This is a genomic window from Halobacillus litoralis (genome assembly GCF_009856355.1).
Taxonomy (GTDB): Bacteria; Bacillota; Bacilli; order Bacillales; family Halobacillaceae; genus Halobacillus; species Halobacillus litoralis_B.
Window position 1 is genome coordinate 169,704 of the sequence record NZ_WMEW01000002.1, and the last position, 19,708, is coordinate 189,411.

Here is a 19,708-nt window from a genome sequence, read left to right on the forward strand (position 1 = left end):
AAAAGCCGGGAAAGGTGGTTCTCCACCCTTCCCGGCTTTTTTAATTCAAAAACTGCTGCCATTTCTTTTTCAGCCAGTGTTCATATAAATCTTCCATTGATACGTCAGGCTGATCGACAATCCACACGTCCGTGTCTTTCTCGACCATCGCATATAAGGCTTCAACATCGACATTCTGCAATCTTATACATCCGGCCGAAGCAGAGGTGCCGATTGATTCCGGCTGGTTGGTGCCGTGAATGCCGTAAATCCGGCCGTCTGTTCCTTCTGCATCAAAACCGATCCACCGGCTTCCCAAAGGATTCTCCGGCACACCCCCTGGGATATTGGTTTTTCTATAGTATGGATCTACGGCTTTCACTTTGACTTGGAACAACCCTTCCGGTGTGAGTTCATCGGTTTTCCCAATGGCCGCCGGGGCCTGGAACATCTGCTCGCCGTCCTCATAAACGACCAGTTCGTGCACGGCTTTGTTTACAAGGATGACGGGCTCATCGGCTGTTGGCAGTAGCAGCTGCACAGCTGCAAGGACAATGAAAAAGGCTGTCATGAACATCCCTCTTTTTAGTCCAAGTTTCCCCTCCGTAACGAGCCTTATACGTCACTCTTTTTAAAGGAGCGTTTGATGATTAAGTATTCTTCAATTTCATTGAGAAGGTGAAACAGGCTGGCCCGCATCTCAAATTCCTCACGTGTCTGCGGGAGTTCATCCTCTCTGAACTCCTCCTTCATCTCCTTGAACCGCTGCAGATAGATGACGGCTGTGTTTCCAGGGTGGATCCCCTCCGCTAAGTCGTCAAAGAAATCAGCGATTTTCGAACTGTGCATATTCGACGCAGAAATCCGGCTGACAAGCGGAAGCATCCGTTCCAACAGTTCAAACTGTTTGGTACGCATATGAAAGTAATGGTAAAAATGGTTATGAGTACGCAGCAGATGATTTTCAACATCCCTGTAGGACAACGATTTTGCTTTTTCGAGCAGCTCCGCTGTGTCTGTAAGCTCCCGTCCTGTCCAATCATTGTCCCCATCTCTTAAGAACGTTGCCAGTTCTTTCATAATCAGGGAGAAATTACGCTCTACCTGGGAGCGGTATTCCCCAAGTTTATTTTCCAGACTCGGCATATAAAAGTTCAGCAGCAAGGCTGTACCGATCCCAACAGTGATCAGGACCACTTCGTTCAAAATAATATCCCAGCCGATATTGCCTGAGCCGTAAAGATGGAGAATGATGACCGAACTCGTCACAATTCCAGGTGTAATGTTCAGCCAGACGGTCACAGGGATAAAGGCGAACAGCATGATCCCGATGGCGAGCGGGTTATATCCAATCAGCTCAAAAAATGTGTAGGAAAAAGCCATAGCTACAATACAGGCTGAAAAACGGTGCCATGCACTTAAAAATGACCGCTTCCTCGTAATCTGGATGCACAGGATCGTTAAAATCCCAGCCGATGCAAAGTTGTCCAGCTGCAGCATTTGAGCCACCCAGATGGCAAACGGGGTTCCTAATGCCGTTTTAATGGTACGGTATCCTATCTTCAATGTCTGTCTAATCCTTTCTCTTCCTAATGCTTGCTACAGGTCGGTCAGAAAAGCAAAAGGACCTTTGCTCATCACAAAGATCCCAGCCTTCTCTTTATTATACCTCTTCACAGTATTCTTCAAAACTGCGCTGAAGCTTCCCGATCACTTCCATCGGTTCGAAGCCCTCGATATCATGACGTTCCACCATCGTCTGGATTTTACCATCCTTCAAAAGAGCGAAGGAAGGGGAAGACGGCGGGTACCCTTCGAAATACTCGCGCGCACGGTTTGTCGCTTCACGGTCCTGACCGGCAAACACTGTTACCAGACGGTCCGGGCGTTTATCGTAATGAATGGCATGGGCAGCGGCTGGACGGGCAATGCCTCCAGCACACCCACATACGGAATTGACCATGACAAGAGTGGTTCCTTCCTGAGTAAGCGCCTGATCCACTTCTTCAGGGGAAGTAAGCTCAGTGTATCCTGCCTGCGTAATTTCTTCACGTGCTTTTGTAACGACATCGTTCATAAAAATATTAAAATCCATTAGACATGGCCCCTTTTTATAAATACTATGAACATTTTACCAAGATAACAGAACGCTTTCAATTATCTCGCCGTTTCTTTGGTGTTTATATGAGCTTCAATGATTCCAAAAAAGCGATAAGGCTTCCTTTCCCCAGCAAAAAATCAGGCTGCCGGAAACACGTTCCCGGCAGCCTGTAAGCGGCCGCTTAAGCCGCAGTCATCTTTAATAAACGGAAGTATTGTCTTCACTCATTTTCTCCAGAATTTCCTTCACACGGGCAAGGAAATTACCGGCAACAAGGCCGTCAAGTACACGATGATCCAGAGACAGGCAGAGGTTGACCATATCCCGCGCTCCGAACATGCCATTTTGATAGACCGGCTTTTTCACAATGGATTCCACCTGTAGAATGGCCGCCTGCGGATGATTGATCACGCCCATGGACTGGACGGATCCGAACGACCCGGTATTGTTGACCGTAAAGGTTCCGCCTTCCATATCCTTGGAGGTTAGTTTCCCGTCACGGGCTTTCCCGGCCAGTTCTGTGATGTCACGGGCGATGCCTTTGATACTCTTTTCGTCAGCATTTTTAATGACCGGCACAAACAATTGGTCTTCTTTAGCTACCGCGATGTTTAAATTAACCGCTTTGCGCTGAATGATCTTATCACCGGCCCAGGTACTATTAAGCTGCGGATATTCCTTCAACGCCTGTGCCACCGCTTTTACGAAGAAAGCAAAGTACGTCAGACTGAAGCCTTCCTGCTTCTTGAACTGATTTTTCTTCGCATTACGCAGTTCCACCAGATTCGTCACATCTACTTCAACCATCATCCATGCATGTGGAATTTCGGTTTTAGACTTCACCATATTGGCAGCAATAGCTTTGCGGACGCCGGTGACAGGAATTTCAACGTCCCCTTCTCCAGCCTGAACATCAGGAACAGATGGAGACGGCTGAGCTGCCGCCTCAGGCGCAGACGGTGCAGCAGCCGGTGCTGCCTCTTCCGCCTGAGGACGGTCTTCAGCTTTAGGAATCGTTCCGCTCTCAATCACTTTTTCGATGTCTTTGCGGGTAATCCGGCCGCCACGACCTGTCCCTTCCACCTGGTTTAAATCAATATCATTGTCCTGAGCAAGGGTCATCACAGCCGGTGAATAACGTTTCTTCTGCTTCTGCTCTTTCCCAGCCGATGGGGCAGGCGTCGATTTTTGCTCTTTGGAAGACGTCTCTGAAGGCGTCTCCTCCTTCTGTTCCGCTGCTGACGGCTCCTCAGCAGAACCTGATCCTTCAATTTCAATATGACACATCAGTTCCCCGACTTCGATAGTGTCACCCTCAGAAGCCACTAGATCCTTGATCACTCCTGTAAAGGAAGAAGGAACTTCCGCGTTCACTTTATCTGTCATTACTTCAGCAATTGGATCATATTTGTTTACTTTATCTCCCGGCTGGACCAGCCACGTACTGATGGTCCCCTCCGTTACACTCTCTCCGAGTTGAGGCATATTGATTTTTTCTACGCCCACGACGAACGCCTCCTTCTTTAAAATTCTGCGAGATCACGCATCGCTTTTTCGACTTTATCAGGATTCATCATGAAATGCTTCTCCATTGTCGGTGCATACGGCATAGACGGGATGTCTGGTCCTGCCAGGCGCTGCACAGGTGCGTCCAGATCAAACAGGCAGTTTTCGCTGACGATAGCAGAAACCTCTGAAATAATGCCGCCTTCTTTATTATCCTCTGTGACGAGCAGCACCTTTCCTGTTTTGGAAGCAGCTTCAATAATCCCTTCTTTATCTAACGGGTAAACCGTCCGAAGGTCAAGAATGTGGGCATCAATTCCTTCTTCCGCCAGCTTTTCTGCGGCCTGGAGAGCAAAGTGCACACACAATCCATACGTAATGACCGTAATATCGGAACCTTCCCGCTTGACGTCTGCTTTTCCAATCGGCAGCGTGTAATCTTCTTCCGGCACTTCCCCTTTAATTAAGCGGTAGGCTCGTTTGTGCTCAAAGAAAAGAACCGGGTCGTTATCACGAATGGACGCTTTGAGCAGACCTTTCACATCGTAAGGCGTGGATGGCATGACAATCTTCAGACCTGGTTGATTGGCGAAAACTGCTTCGACAGACTGGGAGTGGTAGAGAGCCCCGTGGACACCGCCGCCATAAGGTGCACGTATGGTGATGGGCGCACTCCAGTCGTTGTTGGAACGGTAGCGGATCTTCGCTGCTTCCGAAATAATCTGGTTGACCGCCGGCATAATGAAATCAGCAAACTGCATTTCAGCTACCGGACGCATGCCATACATAGCAGCTCCTATGCCGACACCCGCAATCGCAGACTCCGCAAGAGGTGTATCCAGTACACGATCTTCTCCGAATTCATCATAAAGTCCGTCCGTTGCACGGAAAACGCCTCCGCGTTTACCGACGTCCTCTCCTAGTACAAATACTTTTTCATCCCGCTGCATTTCTTCGCGAAGTGCCTGGGTGACAGCTTGAATATACGAAATGACTGCCATAATCGTGCCCCCTCCTTACTCTTCGTACACGTATTTCATTGCTGATTCTGGCTCGGCATAAGCCGCGTTTTCAGCATAGTCGGTGGCTTCATTGACGATTTGATTGATTTCGTCATTCAGCTCTGTTTCCTTCTCTTCGGTCAAAATCCCCTGTTCGCGGAGATAGTTGGCAAAGGTAACGATGGAATCTTTCTTCTTCGCTTCATCTACTTCGTCACGCTCACGATATACGCGGTCATCATCATCACTGGAGTGCGGTGTCAGACGGTAGGAAACTGTCTCAATCAATGTCGGACCTTCCCCATTGCGACCACGGTCTGCCGCTGCTTTCACAGCTTCATATACAGCAAGGGGGTCATTCCCATCGACGGTATATCCAGGCATGCCGTAGCCGATCGCCCGATCTGATACCTTTTCACAAGCCAGCTGCTTTGAAACAGGGACAGAGATCGCGTATTTATTGTTTTCAACCATGAAGATGACAGGCAGTTTATGAACCCCTGCAAAGTTGGCTCCTTCGTGGAAATCCCCCTGGTTGGAAGAACCTTCTCCGAAAGTAACGAGAGAAACAAAGTCCTTCTTCTTCATCTTACCTGCCAGGGCGATCCCTACCGCGTGAGGCACCTGGGTGGTTACCGGGGAAGACCCTGTAACGATGCGGTTTTCCTTCTGGCCGAAGTGGCCCGGCATCTGTCGTCCGCCGGAGTTTGGATCTTCTGCTTTCGCGAACCCTGACAGCATTAAATCCTGTGCCGTCATGCCGAACGAGAGCACAACCCCCATGTCACGGTAGTACGGCAGCGCATAATCCTTGTCCCGATCAAGCGCATACGAAGCGCCTACCTGGGCAGCTTCCTGTCCTTGACAGGAAATCACGAATGGGATCTTCCCTGCGCGGTTCAAAAGCCACATCCGTTCGTCAATTCTTCTAGCTAACAGCATGGTGCGGAACATATCCAGCACCTGGTCGTCCGTTAATCCTAAATCTTTATGGCGGTTTTCAGCCATGAGTTTCCCTCCTTTGTTCTTATCCGTGGATCTGGTTCCCATCAACGGCCATGGCTGCTTCTCCAACAGCCTCGGCGAGGGTTGGGTGAGGATGGATGGTTTCAGCAATCTCCCAAGGGGTTGCATCCAGAACTTTGGCCAGCCCTGCTTCTGAAATCATGTCGGTCACATGAGGGCCGATCATATGCACACCCAGCAGATCGTCTGTCTCTTTATCGGCGATGATTTTTACAAATCCGTCCGTCTCCCCATGCACGAGCGCCTTGCCGATGGCCTGGAACGGAAACTTACCGACTTTAATGTTATACCCTTTTTCCTTTGCCTGTGCTTCTGTCAGCCCAACGCTGGACGCCTCCGGGCTGGAATAAATACAGCTCGGAATCTGTTCGGGATTCAAAGGATGCGGCTGCTTATCTGTCATGTGCTCGACCGCCGTCATCCCTTCATGGGAGGCTACGTGCGCGAGCTGCATGCCGCCGATCACATCACCGATGGCGTATATATGACTTTCTTTTGTTTGATAATAGTCATTCGTTTGTATAAAGCCGTTCTCTACTTGTATATCGGTATTTTCCAAACCGATGTTGGTCACATTAGCTGCGCGCCCGACAGACACAAGCATTTTCTCCGCCTGATAGGTTACTTTTTCCCCATCTACTTCCGCCTGGATCGTAACGCCTTCACCTGTCTCAAGCGTGTCGGAAAGAACCTTGGCACTGGTGACAACGTCCACACCTTTTTTCTTCATCTGTTTTTTCATTTCCCTGGAAATATCCTCATCCTCTGTCGGAAGGATGTGGGGAAGATATTCAAGAACAGTTACGTCCACACCGAAGTCCGCAAGCATGGAAGCCCACTCTATTCCGATCACCCCGCCGCCGACGATAATGATGGAAGCCGGCAGCTCTTCCATATTCAGCGCTTCATCTGAAGTCATGACAAACTCTCCATCCACTTCAAGACCGGGCAGGCTTTTTGGACTGGACCCCGTAGCTATGAGCACGTTTTTCGGAATGAGCATCTCGTTTTCTTCTCCGTTATTCATTTCTACAGAGATGGTACCAGCCGTTGGTGAAAAGATGGACGGGCCGAGGATCCGGCCAAAACCCTCATAAACATCAATCTTCCCTTTTTTCATCAAACCTTGAACACCTTTATGTAATGTGTCCACAATCGACTGCTTGCGTTCCTGGACCTTCTGGAAGTTCAACACAGGGTTTTCGACGGTAATGCCGTAGCTGTCTGCTTCTTTCGTTTGTTTGAAGACCTCTGCACTTCTCAATAATGCTTTGGATGGAATGCAGCCTCTATGCAGACAGGTTCCGCCCAGTTCACGCTTTTCCACAATCGCTGTTTTCAAGCCGAGCCTTGAAGCCCGGATAGCGGCTACGTATCCTCCCGTCCCGCCTCCAAGAACAACTAAATCATACTCCTCTGCCATTGTTACCGCTCCTTTTTATTCCTGAAAATTCGGATACTGCTTAGGGATCTCTTTATGGTTCAGCACGCGCAGTGTTCCTTCATTCAAGGCCTCCAGCTCATTTTCTCCCGGATAAACGAGAACATCAGCAATCCAATGGACCCGTTTGGAAATCTCTTCAATGAAGGCTTTTCCATAAGCCAGTCCGCCTGTCAATGCAACGGCATCCACCCGGCCTTCCATTACCGCGCTCATGCTTCCTATTTCTTTGGCTATTTGATAAGCCATGGCATTGAAAACGACTTCTGCTTTTCTGTCGCCATGGGCGATCATGCTTTCGACTTCCCTGGCATCATTGGTATCCAGATAAGCCATAAGCCCGCCCTGTCCAACAAGCTTCTTCATAACTTCATCACGGTAATACTGCCCCGAGAAGCACATGGATACAAGGTCTCCCGCCGGCACGGTACCGGCTCTTTCAGGTGAAAAAGGACCATCGCCGTGAAGGCCGTTATTGACATCAACCACCCGGCCTCCAATATGAGCACCAACAGTAATCCCTCCACCCATATGAGCGACAATCAGCCGGGCATCCGGGTACTCCATCTCCAGATCTGCTGCCGCCCGGCGGGCCACCGCCTTCTGGTTCAAGGCATGAAAAATACTTTTCCGCGGGATTTCCGGCACACCCGAAACACGGGCAAGCTCTTGAAGTTCATCAACCACAACCGGATCGACGATATAGGCTCCTATATTCAGTCCGCGTGCGATTTCATAGGCGATGATGCCGCCAAGGTTGGAGGCATGTTCTCCATTATAGCCGTTTTTCAAATCTTCAAGCATGGCGGCATTGACTTCGTATGTGCCGCCCTCAATCGGACGAAGGAGGCCGCCTCTTCCGCAGACGGCACTCAGCTTGCTTATATTGATCCCTTCCTGATCGAGGACATCAAGGATGACCTGCTTTCGGAAATCATACTGGTCGATAATGCGTTTATACTGATTGATTTCTTCTCCGCTGTGGCGGATTGTTTTTTCAAAGACGGCTTCCAGGTCATCAAACACACCGATCTTCGTTGACGTGGAACCGGGGTTTATAACCAGGATTCGATGAGTGTGCACAACATAGACCTCCGTTATCCGTTCTGTCTTCTGCTCAGGATATGCTGGCCGTTCTGCAGGAATTGGCTGCGGGAACGACGCATACGCTCAATGCGTTCTTCCGCCATACGATCGGCTGCCAGGTACGTCGGAATATTATCACGACGGGATATTTCAAATACACGGGATACGTTATCATAGATCGTTTCGACGCGTTTCATTGCACGATCTTTGTTATATCCGTGAAGTTCATCAGCAACATTGATTACCCCGCCGGCATTAATGACATAATCCGGTGTATATACAATACCTTTTTCATGAAGGATATCGCCGTGTTTAGTTTCCTTTAACTGGTTGTTGGCTGCACCGGCAATGACTTTTGCTTTCAACTGTGGAATCGTTTCATCATTGATGGTCGCACCCAGCGCACACGGCGCATAAATATCACAGTCCACGCTGTAAATTTCGTCTGTCTCTACAGCTTTCGCTCCAAATTCCTCCACAGCACGCTGGACCGCTTCTTTATTAATATCGGTCACAATCAGATTTGCGCCTTCTTCATGGAGATGACGGCACAAGGTAAAGGCTACGTTTCCAACACCCTGTACAGCAACCGTTCTGCCTTCCAGAGAATCCGATCCAAAGCCTTCCTTAGCGGCCGCCTTCATTCCGCGGTATACGCCGTAGGCTGTTACTGGGGAAGGGTTGCCGGAAGAACCGAAGGCAGGGGAAATCCCTGTGACATAATCGGTTTCCTCATGAATCAAATCCATATCCTGCACCGTTGTTCCAACGTCTTCGGCTGTAATGTATCTTCCATTCAACCCTTGAATATAACGGCCGAAGGCACGGAACATTTCCTCATTTTTATCCTTTTTCGGATCGCCGATAATCACCGTTTTTCCTCCGCCAAGATTGAGTCCCGCTGCTGCATTTTTATAGGTCATCCCTTTGGCAAGACGAAGGGCATCTTCAACGGCATCGTCTTCTGATGCATACGTCCACATACGCGTGCCTCCGAGGGCAGGTCCAAGGGTCGTATCATGTACTGCGATGATCGCTTTCAAACCAGACTGCTCATCCTGACAAAACAACAACTGCTCGTAATCGTATTCCTGCATATAGCTGAAAATTTCCATTTTGTATTCCTCCTAAGATTGACTGGCCTTTAATGCTAAAGCCAGCGAATAAATTTTGCTTTGGGCATCATCAGCCCTTGAAGTTAAGACAATCGGAGCGGCCGCTCCACTGATCACCCCTGCCACTTTGGCATGGGCAAAATAAACAAATGATTTATACAGCGCATTAGCCGTCTCGATTGTAGGTACAACAAGGATATCCGCCTGCCCGGCTACTTCCGACTGAATATTCTTATGTTCGGCTGCTTCTCTATCAACCGCATTGTCAAAAGCGAGGGGGCCATCAATGACACAGCCACGGATTTGACCGCGCCGGTTCATCTGGGCCAGCAGGGCTGCATCTGTAGATGCCGGCATCTTCGGGTTGACAGCCTCTACAGCCGCCAGCGCAGCCACCTTCGGATTATCCCAACCTGCTTTTCGCGCCACTTCCACCGCGTTATGAACAATTTCCACTTTTTCTTCCAGAGTCGGCTGTATGTTCATAGCCGCATCCGTTAAGTATATCAATTGGTCCCTTCCAGGAATTTCAAATAAAGCTACATGGGAAAGGACCTTTCTTTTTTTCAGGCCGTATTCCTTATGGAGCACAGCTTGAAGCAGCGTCTTCGTGTCCACATGCCCTTTCATCAGGACATCCGCTTCTCCTTCAGCTACAGCTTGTACAGCCAGGCGGGCGCTTTCTCCCGCCTCCGCCCGTTTCCAATGGATATCTGAATGATCCAGCGATAATCCGGCGTCGGCCGCACACTTTTTCAGAGCAGATTCTTCACCTGTCAGGACGAAACGAGCCAGCTTCTGATCCAGCGCCATTTTCACTGCTTTTAATACTTCAAGATCAGCAGCCTGTGCTACAGCCACTGTTTGTCTATTGGTTCGGTCAATTGCTTCTACCAGTTCATCTAATGATTTCACAGCTTCACCTCATCCCTAACCTCATCTATGCAACATTCATGCCAGAACCTTGATCCACTCTGAAAAGCCTCTCAAGGCTTTCAGTCATATGCAGAACCTTGCATTATGAAAAATATTGCATGCTTTTTTTGTCCAACCCATACTTTTCAAGCTTATAATAAAGGTTTCTAATAGAAATCCCCAGAGCCTTCGCTGTTTTGGTCTTATTAAATCCGTGGGATCGATAGGCTTCAGCGAGGAGTTTCTTTTCATAATCATCCACAGCCCTCTGCAGGGTCTCTCCCGCCCACTCAGGGGCAGACCGGCCGGGATCCACGGAGCCCTCCTGTCTTTTCAGACTGGGCAGGTGTTCAGGCTTGATGATCTCTTCCGTATGTTCCATATAAATCATCGCTCTTCCGATAATGTTCTCAAGCTCCCTTACGTTTCCAGGCCACGGATAGTCCTTCAGATGCTGATAGGCTTCATCATCAAGGGACGTTACGTTGCGCCCATAATCCTCATTGAGCTTCTGAATCAGATGGGAGGTCAGCAGATGTATATCCCCGACCCTCTCCCGCAGGGGAGGAATATAAATGGGAAGCCGGTTAAGCCGGTAATACAAGTCTTCTCTGAAATTTTTGTTCATAATCGCTTTTTCCAGATTAATATTTGTAGCTGCGATTACGCGCACATCAATATGAACGGGTTTAGTACCGCCCACACGAATCATTTCATTTTCCTGCAGTACACGCAAAAGTTTCGCCTGCATCGGAAGGGTTAACTCCCCAATCTCATCCAGAAAAATGCTGCCATTGTCCGCTTCCTCAAACAATCCTTTTTTTCCACCGCGGCGGGCTCCGGAGAATGCACCGTCTTCATACCCGAACAGCTCACTTTCAAGCAGGGATTCAGCGATCGCTGCACAATTCACACGGATAAACTTATTATGACGTCGGCCGCTTTCGTTATGAATGGCATGGGCAAACAGTTCCTTCCCTGTACCGGATTCCCCACGCAGAAGCACCGATGCCGGTGTCCTCGCACCTACTTTGGCCTGTTCAAGCGCCAGGGTCATTTCAGGGGAATCACCGATAATGTCATCAAACGTATATTTTGCTTCAAGACTTCTGATGATCTGCCGGGCCCTCTTCAATTCACTCGTCAGTGATTTTATTTCCGACACATCATGCAGAACCCCGACACTCCCTTTTAACTTCCCATCGACAATGACCGGAGCGACATTGACGAGGACATCTTTCCTGGCAGGTCCCACCTTCATCCGTACGCCCCGCACCGGCCTGCGGGTTCGCAGGACTTTCATATGCATACTTTCCCCTTCTGAAATATCCACAGTCGCAGGCTTCCCTACGATGTCCTCTTCAGCCAGGCCGGTAATCCTTGTGTATGCAGGATTTACCATTAAACCGCTTCCATTCTCATCTACAACAGAAATCGCCTCATCAGACGATTGTATGATAGCTTCCAGCATCGTTTTTACTTCTTTGAGATCGGTAACTTCCTCGGCCAGGTGAACCACCTCTGTAATATCCTTGAAAACTGCATAGGCGCCGATGACGCTCCCATCCTCGTCGATCATTGGAATTCTTGTCGTTACAACCGTTTTTCCGTTTACGAGTTCCAGCTTTTTGTTCACTTCCTCGTGTTTTGACGCCATGGTGTAAGGCAGCCTGGAGGCCGGGATGATCTCTTGAACAGGACGATGGAGAACTTCCTGATGACTTCTGCCGAGTATCCGGGCAGCACTGGGGTTGATGAATGTAATGTTCTCCCTGTTATCCACAACAATCATACCGTCGTGAATGCTGTTTAAAATAAAATGCTGGTTATCTGTCTGTCTTTTCAATTCCTGAACGAGGGCTTCCTTCTCCTCAAGAAGTTCAGCTGTCACATAAGCCACCGACCCAGGAATAACGACCGTGCCTTCGTCTCTCCTCTCCCGGATCGACTGAAATACACGTTCCTGTCCAGTCGCTTCAATGACGATATCAATCTCTTTATGTATCCAATCCTCCCAGTACCGGCCCGCTGGAATTCCGTAGGATTCAGCAAGAGCAAGACCAGGGGCGTCCGAATTGATGTCTGTCACAGCCACTACCTGCATCCGGTCCACTTGACTGAGCAGTTTCAACAGTGCCGCGCCGCCTTTGCCAGCTCCGACAATCAATACTCTTTTCATTTCACCACACCCTGCAATATTTTGCGTAATTTCATCGTATACCAATCTGCATATTTTAGCAAGCATGGGATTGTTCCCACTTCCCTCCCCATTTGATATACTGGGGTTGGACTATAAAAAGGAGCGATGCCCATGCGCCTCATAGCACTACTGCTATTAGTTACTCCGGGTTTGGTCGCCGTCTACGGCATAAAATTAATCCGTGATGCTCTGTTCGGAGAATTCCATGATCTTTATTTCCATATTGCCGTCCAGGGTCTGGCTGGTGTTCTATTTTTCGCAGGCGGACTTGCGTTCATTGGAGGCTTCATTCTCCACCGGGACAGAAAAAGGAACTTGACTAAAGGAAGGTTCAAACAAACCAACTATCCAGAATGAAGGAGTTTTGCTCTGTGACAGAGTTTGAATTATTCAGGCAGCAGTACCCGTTTGACCTGTTGTCTGAGGAGGAATTCCAGGACGTTTTTGGAAAAGCTTCCGTAAAGGAATACAGTACCAATGAATTTATCATCCATGAAGACCAGGAAGATGATTCCATCGATATCCACTTCATGATCTCCGGCCTTGCCAAAAACATTATGCACCGTTCCAATGGACGGCAGTTATCTGTCCGCTTTTATTATCCCGGTGACTTAATCGGAGTCATGATTTTATTGACCAGCGGAGAAATGAGGTTCTCCGTACAGGCTCTTGAGCCGATACAGACCATCTGTTTTGAACGCGAATCCTTCCTGAAAATCATGTCAAACAATACTCAGTTTTCCAAGGTGGTTATGGACGGGATCAGCCATCTGATGAAAAGCTTGTATGACGAGGTCAAATATAAAAGCTCCTCTACAGATGAGGAGGATGACCGTGAGTTGTATAAGAAAAGAGCAGACGCCTATATGGAACCTCCCACTTTCATCCATCCTCAGGCTTCCATAGAAAAAGCTGCCCGGATGCTGCAGCAGCAGAAAATCGAAGCCCTTATCGTGAGTGAGGATACAAGGTCGATGCTCGGAATGATCGGATACAGCGAAATTTTGAAGGCCTACTTCGAAAACGACCACAATAACCCTGTCCGGGCCTATATGTCAGAAGAAGCGTATGAGATTAGTGAACAGGAATTCATCTATGACGCCCTTAGTTATTTGAAACACCATCCGACGGAAATCATCCCTGTCCTCCATAAGGACAAGGTCGTCGGCATTTTAAGGCAGTCATCGTTTTTCACCATTAAAAATTCCGTTTATTTTGATCTCACCTACAAAATATCCAACGCCGCAAGTGTGGAGGCAGTCAAGCCCCTGTCCCCGATTTACAATGAACGATTTCAGCAGTTCGTCCGCAGTTTGATTAAAGATAAAATGCTCGCTTATGATATCGCGGAATTAATGACGAACTATAACGACCGGATTCATAAGCAGATTGTCCAGATTGCGGAGGATGAAATGATCCGCGAAGGCTACGGAGCCCCGCCGGTCAATTATTGTTTTCTCGTTCTCGGAAGTGAAGGACGGAAAGAACAGGCCTTTTCCACGGATCAGGATAATGCAATGATTATGGCGGATTACGACAAGTCCAGGCACAAAAAGAAAATCGATGCTTACTTCTCCATTTTTTCCAAGAAGATCAACGATATGCTTAATGAATGCGGATACCCCTACTGCACAGGGGGGATTATGGCCAAAGAGGAAAAATGGAGAAAACAAACGAGTGAATGGCACGCCGACATTGATCAATGGATCTCCAAGATGGATGCAGAAGAAATCCGCGACTTTACCATCTTCATGGATTTCAGACCGATCAGCGGGGATTACTCCCTGGCGTATGATTTAAAAAAATACGTGACCAAAAAAGTTCAGAAATCCTTGAACCTGCATCAGCTCCTGATGAAGGATACCCTCCGGTTCCGCGTGCCCGTCCAGCCCTTCGGCAGAATTTCAGGTATCGGTAAAAAACGGACCTTGAATATTAAGAAATCGGCGATCATGCAGATTGTGAACGCCATACGTATTTACAGTATGAAGTATGGAATTGAAGAAATAAATACAGTCAACCGCCTGGAAGCCCTGGCCGAACATGAACGTTTCCACCCCAGGGACGTGGAAAATGCCAAAACAGCCCTTCACAGGCTGATGCTTTTCCGCCTGCAGTCCAACCTTGATCAATTGGAGGAAGGGGACACCTTATCCAATGACCTGAAGCTCACTCCATTAAAGAAGGAAGAACGCCGCTCTCTGAGAGAAGCGCTTATTATCGCCAAGCGGCTGCAGCAGGTGCTTGAACTGAGTTATAACCGAAATCGGGTGGTTTGATGTTACCTGTTGACTTACAGATCATTAAGTATCTGCTTTTTGAAAAACCTTTATATTATTACAAAATTAAACCCTATTTAAAGTGGAATACGTATCACCAGCTGGAACAAAGGCTGAATGAGGCGGACAAAGAAGCATGCTTCAAGGAAAAGCCGCTCTCCTCTCTGGATTTTACGATCTTCGATTTAGAGACGACAGGGTTTCTGCCTGAAATCGGGCATGAAATCATATCGATCGGAGCCATCCGCCTGAATGGATTGAATGCCTGTCACCGGAAGACGTTTTATCAAGTGATCCGTCCGATCCGTCCTGTAAATAGACAAACTCTGCGGTTAACAGGGCTGACCAAGGATCAGTTGAAAAACGCGAGCCCTTTTATCGAAGGATTTCAGAACTTCATGGAATTCAGCGAAGGTTCTGTTTTAGTCGCACATCCAGCCAAATTTGATATGCGTTTCCTTAAAACGATGCTGAAGCGCTGGAAGCTTCCGGAATATGATCCCCACGTTATTGATTCCCAGGTGATGGCCCAATGGCTCCTCCCTCACGTCAGGCATCAGCTCGACCCATTACTGAAGCATGTCGGTATCGAGAAGAGGGATCGTCACCATGCCTTGAATGATGCCATTATGACCGCTGAATTGTTCCGTTTCCTGTTGGAGAAAACTGAACACCACGGTATACAAACATTGCATGATTTATATAGACAATTAGATGGACAAAAAAAGACGAAGCCCTGATTATAAGGGCTTCGTCTTTATTATATTTCATTCAAAAAACGTGTGATATAACGACTGAACAGCATCGGCCAGTCCCTCGGTCTTCACTCCGAACATCATGGAAACCTCCGAAGATCCCTGGTTGATCATCTCAATGTTGACATCAGCCTCTCTGAAGGCACAAGCGGCCTGACTGGCTATTCCGATCGTCTGGTTCATGCCTTCTCCCACAATCATAATCATCGCCATATCCCGTTCAATGATAATGGTGTCCACCTTCAACTCTTCCTTAATCCTCCGGACAACGACCTCCTCTTTCTCCGGTGGAAGCTGATGATCTCTCAGCACGACAGACATGTCATCGATTCCAGAAGGAGCGTGCTCGAATGAAACACCTTCATCTTCCAAAATCTGCAGCAGTTTCCGGCCGAAGCCAAGCTCCCTGTTCATTAAATATTTGCTGACATACAAGTTGAGAAACCCTTTGTCACTGGCAATCCCCACAACATGAGATTCACGGTCAGGGAGATCGGCTGTAATCATCGTTCCAGGAGCTGAAGGGTTATTCGTGTTCTTAATACAGACGGGTATTTTAGCTTTAAATGCTGGAATAAGCGCCTCATCATGAAAAACAGAAAAACCGGCATAAGATAATTCACGCATCTCCCTGTAGGTCAGGGATGTCAGTTCCTTCGGCTGATCCACAAACATTGGGTTGACACAATAGACCGAATCCACGTCCGTGAAATTCTCATACAGCTCTGCCTGCAGTCCTGCAGCAACAATAGATCCGGTAATGTCCGATCCTCCCCTGGAGAATGTCACGAGAGTTCCTTCCGGCGTATAGCCGAAAAATCCAGGAATAACAAGAATCTCCTGACGCTCTCTTAATCGGTATAACTTTTCGAAGCTTTCCTCGAGCACAAGGGCGCCGCCTGGTTCATCACGGACGAGGATACCTGCTTCCTTCGGGTTTACATAAGAGGATTCATATCCTTCCTGCCTTAAATAGGCACTTAAAATTAATGCAGATCCGTCCTCCCCGCAAGATTTCAAAGAGTCGATCGCTTTGGCTTCCTTCTTCTGCACCTGTTCCATAGAGAATTCCAAACGTTTTCTCACTTCTTCCAATACATCCAGCGGAAGATTCAACTCATCAACCATGGATTGGAAACGATCGATGATCATTTTGTAAACATCATGGTCGACCTCTCCATTATGGATCGATTCCCCCAGCTTTATGAGTAGATCCGTTACTTTCTGATCGCCGCTGTATCGCTTTCCTGGTGCGGAAACGACGACGACACGCCGTTCTTCTTCAGCTGTAACAATATTCTTCACTTTTTCGAGCTGTCCTGCATCGGCAACGGAGCTGCCGCCAAATTTTACGACCTTCATATGTACAACACCTCATTAGAGTACCAAAGTAATTAATAATTAAGAATTGTAACACAAGTGGGGCGGAAAGATGAACAGATTTATCAAAATTTTTTAAAAAACTTTTTCTCTTAAATTTCTACAAGTTTTTTACAATTTCCTTATAAATCTGTTACATATTTGTTCATTATCCTATATTATGGATACTAGGAGGAAGGGTGATCTGATGGTTTTGATGAATGACGGGTTCGGCGGCACACGATATTATCCAGAAAACAGCGAGATATCTGTCCTTTGCAGCTATTTTGATCAAGGACACAGATATGTCATTATTCAGTATTTGGACCTTCCTTTCAGTTACCGGCTGATTAACCTTGACGGCCTTGCCTTTGTAGATAAGGAAGCCCAGGACTTTTTAATGGAGGAAATCCGCTCCATTGACGCAGGCGTTTACGATAACGCAGAGCTTGCTGGACAAATTAAACAGTTAATGACATAAAAAAGCACGTATGTGAGAACACATACGTGCTTTTTTGAATGGATCAGCTTGCCCGATGCTCCAGGCGGAGACGATCAGCCACCATCGCGATGAATTCGCTGTTCGTGGGTTTTGCTTTCGTGTTGGAAATCGTGTAGCCGAACAAGGAGGAAATGGCATCGATATTGCCCCGGTTCCAGGCTACTTCAATGGCGTGACGGATAGCTCTTTCGACGCGGGAAGCGGTCGTATTATATTTTGTGGCGATATCCGGATAAAGGACCTTCGTAATAGATCCGAGCAGTTCCAAATCTTTATAGACCATTGTAATGGCTTCGCGGAGATACTGATAGCCCTTAATATGAGCGGGCACTCCTACTTCATGAATGATATGGGTGATGCTTGTATCCAGATCCGGTTTTTTCGATCTTGTTGAGGTATAACTGCTGCCAAGGGCGCGGTTGATTGGATCGCCCGCATGTTTAATCTGACGGACCTGCTCTCCAAGGTGGTCAAGATCGAAAGGCTTCATCATAAAGTAAGCCGCTCCAAGTTCGACGGCTTTTTTCGTCACTTCTTCCTGTCCGAACGCTGTTAACATGATCACCTCGGGATGCTTGTCCATCTCCCTCAGCTTGTTCAATACAGCAAGACCGTCGAGATGTGGCATAATGATATCCAATATCAGCACGTCCGGCTTCTTCTCTTCGACCATTTGCAGACAATCTTTTCCGTTGTACGAAGTACCGACCACTTCTATATCGTGAGTGTCTTCAAAATACTCTTCAAGAAGCTTTACCAGCTCTCTGTTATCATCAGCCAAACAAACTTGAATCTTTTCCATTCCTTTTTCCTCCTTAAGAGAGTAGTCCTCTTTATTTCCGTAATACACGTATTCGACAGGCATAAGATACTTCCCTTTTTATTATAACAAAAAATATAATAAATGAGAGAATATCTGGCAAATGCTTAAAATTACTCGATTTTTCGTATGTATTCGACATAACTGCCCATGTGTATGTCGAAATTTGTCGACAAAAAGAAAAGGAGCCCCTGTTGAGCTCCTATCCTGCTTTCTTCTCTTCTTCATGGAGGGAAATGCCTGCTTCCTGCAGCATCCACTCGATATGGACGCCGTATCCGCTTGTCGGATCATTGACGAATACATGGGTGACAGCACCGATGATTTTCCCATTCTGGATAATCGGGCTCCCACTCATCCCCTGAACGATTCCTCCTGTTTTATCCAGGAGTTCAGGATCAGTGATCTTAACAATCATGCCCTTTGTCACTGCTGCTTTCTTCGGCATATTACTGACGATTTCCACATCGAAGGTCTGCATTTTCTCCCCATCAAGAACCGTCATGATCTGAGCCGGCCCTTCTTCCACCTGTTCGGCGAAACCAATGGGAAGTCCTTCCGGATATTCTTCATTCGTCATATCATCATCCAATGTACCAAAAATGCCGAACGGCGTGTTTTTGGTAATGATGCCCAGGCGGTCGTTTCTCAAGGAGAACTTTGCTTTTTTCTCGCCGGGGACACCCTGCGCTCCTTTTTCAATGGAAGTGACCTGCGATTTGACTATGGTACCTTCATGGATTTCAATCGGTTTTTTCGTATCCATATCGGAAATGACATGACCCAGGGCTCCATACTTCTTGGTTTCCGGATCATAAAAAGTCATCGTCCCGATTCCAGCCGCAGAGTCACGAATATACAGACCAATCTGATATTCCTTCTCCCTCGGATTATAGGACGGGGTCAGACTTGCCGTCGTCATTTCCTTCCCCCGTTTAATTTTCAGTTCGAGGGATTCTTTCCTTTCCCCGGTTTCCTTTACGATGGAGGATAATTTCTCCATACTGTTGATTTCCTCTCCGTTCCCTTCAAGCAGAATATCACCTATTTGGATTTCCGCCTGCTCTCCGGGCGATGTCCGTTGCTCGTCTTGTCCGTTCACGAGGTGGTGACCTACGACAAGGACACCTTTCGTATGAAGCTCAACACCTACCGACTGACCTCCGGGGATCAACCGGATATCCCTGACCTTCTCAAGGGTTGTTTTCTTAACCGGGACACCTGCAAACTCATAGAACACTTCGTGATCATTCGTGGAGGAAAAAGCCGTCCACGCTTCCTGATCTGCCGAATGTTCATCGTGGCTTGCGCTGACTTTTACTTCTGCCGGTATGGACAGATAGTGCTGTACGGGGGCGTAAAAGGGCAAAATAAGCATAAACAGCAGGAGAACAGAACCACATATATAGTTAAGTGCTTGTTTTTTCACGGGTTCACTCTCCTTGTACTCCAGTACCAACTAAATGGCTTACTTATAATGTGGTCTTCCTGTATCCTTTTTAAACGAGCATAATCTGAGTAATTATAGTACCGTTTGCCTTGCTTTGAAACATTCTCCAACGTATAGGTAAACGTTGTATAGATAGGTGTTTTCATGGAAAACATAAGACAAATAAAAACGCA

The 19,708-nt window shown here is 47.6% G+C and carries 18 protein-coding genes; 4 read left to right on the forward strand and 14 right to left on the reverse strand.

What is annotated here, in order from left to right; translation table 11 throughout:
* Positions 1–40: 40 nt before the first annotated feature.
* The 11 genes from GLV97_RS04640 to GLV97_RS04690 form a co-directional block, all read right to left on the reverse strand.
* Positions 41–556, reverse strand: a complete 516-nt coding sequence (locus GLV97_RS04640; RefSeq protein WP_160840585.1) for a L,D-transpeptidase — start codon at positions 554–556, stop codon at positions 41–43.
* Between the two features lie 38 nt (positions 557–594).
* A complete protein-coding gene (locus tag GLV97_RS04645) occupies positions 595–1,545 on the reverse strand; it encodes an aromatic acid exporter family protein (protein WP_160889148.1) in 951 nt (316 codons plus the stop codon).
* A 97-nt stretch (positions 1,546–1,642) separates the two neighbouring features.
* Complete coding sequence (locus GLV97_RS04650) at positions 1,643–2,074, reverse strand: BrxA/BrxB family bacilliredoxin (protein ID WP_027955465.1); 432 nt, start codon at positions 2,072–2,074, stop codon at positions 1,643–1,645.
* A 204-nt stretch (positions 2,075–2,278) separates the two neighbouring features.
* Positions 2,279–3,586: a 2-oxo acid dehydrogenase subunit E2 gene (locus GLV97_RS04655; protein ID WP_160889149.1), complete on the reverse strand. Its 1,308-nt coding sequence runs from the start codon at positions 3,584–3,586 to the stop codon at positions 2,279–2,281.
* Positions 3,587–3,603: 17 nt separating this feature from the next.
* Positions 3,604–4,587 (reverse strand): alpha-ketoacid dehydrogenase subunit beta, encoded by a 984-nt coding sequence (locus GLV97_RS04660; RefSeq protein ID WP_160836066.1) that lies wholly within the window; start codon positions 4,585–4,587, stop codon positions 3,604–3,606.
* A 15-nt stretch (positions 4,588–4,602) separates the two neighbouring features.
* Positions 4,603–5,595, reverse strand: a complete 993-nt coding sequence (locus GLV97_RS04665) for a thiamine pyrophosphate-dependent dehydrogenase E1 component subunit alpha (RefSeq protein ID WP_160889150.1) — start codon at positions 5,593–5,595, stop codon at positions 4,603–4,605.
* Between the two features lie 19 nt (positions 5,596–5,614).
* The gene (gene lpdA, locus GLV97_RS04670; RefSeq protein ID WP_160840589.1) at positions 5,615–7,036 is read right to left on the reverse strand and encodes a dihydrolipoyl dehydrogenase; all 1,422 of its coding nucleotides are present in this window, start codon (positions 7,034–7,036) and stop codon (positions 5,615–5,617) included.
* A gap of 15 nt (positions 7,037–7,051) precedes the next feature.
* Entirely contained in the window at positions 7,052–8,137 is a 1,086-nt protein-coding gene (buk, locus tag GLV97_RS04675) for a butyrate kinase (protein WP_160836069.1), read from the reverse strand.
* A gap of 14 nt (positions 8,138–8,151) precedes the next feature.
* Positions 8,152–9,255, reverse strand: a complete 1,104-nt coding sequence (bcd, locus tag GLV97_RS04680; protein ID WP_160836070.1) for a branched-chain amino acid dehydrogenase — start codon at positions 9,253–9,255, stop codon at positions 8,152–8,154.
* A gap of 12 nt (positions 9,256–9,267) precedes the next feature.
* Positions 9,268–10,170, reverse strand: a complete 903-nt coding sequence (gene yqiS / locus GLV97_RS04685; RefSeq protein ID WP_160836071.1) for a phosphate butyryltransferase — start codon at positions 10,168–10,170, stop codon at positions 9,268–9,270.
* 103 nt (positions 10,171–10,273) lie between these two features.
* Positions 10,274–12,349, reverse strand: coding sequence for a sigma 54-interacting transcriptional regulator (locus tag GLV97_RS04690; RefSeq protein ID WP_160889151.1), 2,076 nt, complete (start codon positions 12,347–12,349; stop codon positions 10,274–10,276).
* Between the two features lie 132 nt (positions 12,350–12,481).
* Between GLV97_RS04690 and GLV97_RS04695 the strand changes: the two genes are divergently transcribed.
* The 3 genes from GLV97_RS04695 to GLV97_RS04705 are packed head-to-tail and all read left to right on the forward strand — an operon-like array spanning position 12,482 to position 15,389.
* Positions 12,482–12,727 carry a DUF2627 domain-containing protein gene (locus GLV97_RS04695; protein ID WP_160836073.1) on the forward strand — a complete coding sequence of 82 codons (246 nt, stop codon included), beginning with the start codon at positions 12,482–12,484 and terminating at the stop codon, positions 12,725–12,727.
* Between the two features lie 14 nt (positions 12,728–12,741).
* Positions 12,742–14,649 carry a DUF294 nucleotidyltransferase-like domain-containing protein gene (locus tag GLV97_RS04700; RefSeq protein WP_160836074.1) on the forward strand — a complete coding sequence of 636 codons (1,908 nt, stop codon included), beginning with the start codon at positions 12,742–12,744 and terminating at the stop codon, positions 14,647–14,649.
* Positions 14,649–15,389 carry a 3'-5' exonuclease gene (locus GLV97_RS04705; RefSeq protein ID WP_160889152.1) on the forward strand — a complete coding sequence of 247 codons (741 nt, stop codon included), beginning with the start codon at positions 14,649–14,651 and terminating at the stop codon, positions 15,387–15,389. The genes GLV97_RS04700 and GLV97_RS04705 overlap by 1 nt, the downstream gene beginning before the upstream one ends.
* A gap of 27 nt (positions 15,390–15,416) precedes the next feature.
* Here GLV97_RS04705 and GLV97_RS04710 read toward each other — a convergent pair whose 3' ends face one another.
* Positions 15,417–16,766, reverse strand: coding sequence for an aspartate kinase (locus tag GLV97_RS04710; protein ID WP_160889153.1), 1,350 nt, complete (start codon positions 16,764–16,766; stop codon positions 15,417–15,419).
* Between the two features lie 205 nt (positions 16,767–16,971).
* Here GLV97_RS04710 and GLV97_RS04715 point away from each other — a divergent pair, with 205 nt between their 5' ends.
* Positions 16,972–17,244 (forward strand): hypothetical protein, encoded by a 273-nt coding sequence (locus GLV97_RS04715; protein WP_160836076.1) that lies wholly within the window; start codon positions 16,972–16,974, stop codon positions 17,242–17,244.
* Between the two features lie 43 nt (positions 17,245–17,287).
* Here the strand turns inward: GLV97_RS04715 and spo0A are convergent, their stop codons facing one another.
* Both spo0A and spoIVB read right to left on the reverse strand, forming a co-directional pair.
* Complete coding sequence (gene spo0A, locus GLV97_RS04720) at positions 17,288–18,067, reverse strand: sporulation transcription factor Spo0A (protein ID WP_160836077.1); 780 nt, start codon at positions 18,065–18,067, stop codon at positions 17,288–17,290.
* A 220-nt stretch (positions 18,068–18,287) separates the two neighbouring features.
* Positions 18,288–19,514: a SpoIVB peptidase gene (spoIVB, locus tag GLV97_RS04725; protein WP_160889154.1), complete on the reverse strand. Its 1,227-nt coding sequence runs from the start codon at positions 19,512–19,514 to the stop codon at positions 18,288–18,290.
* Positions 19,515–19,708 lie beyond the last annotated feature (194 nt).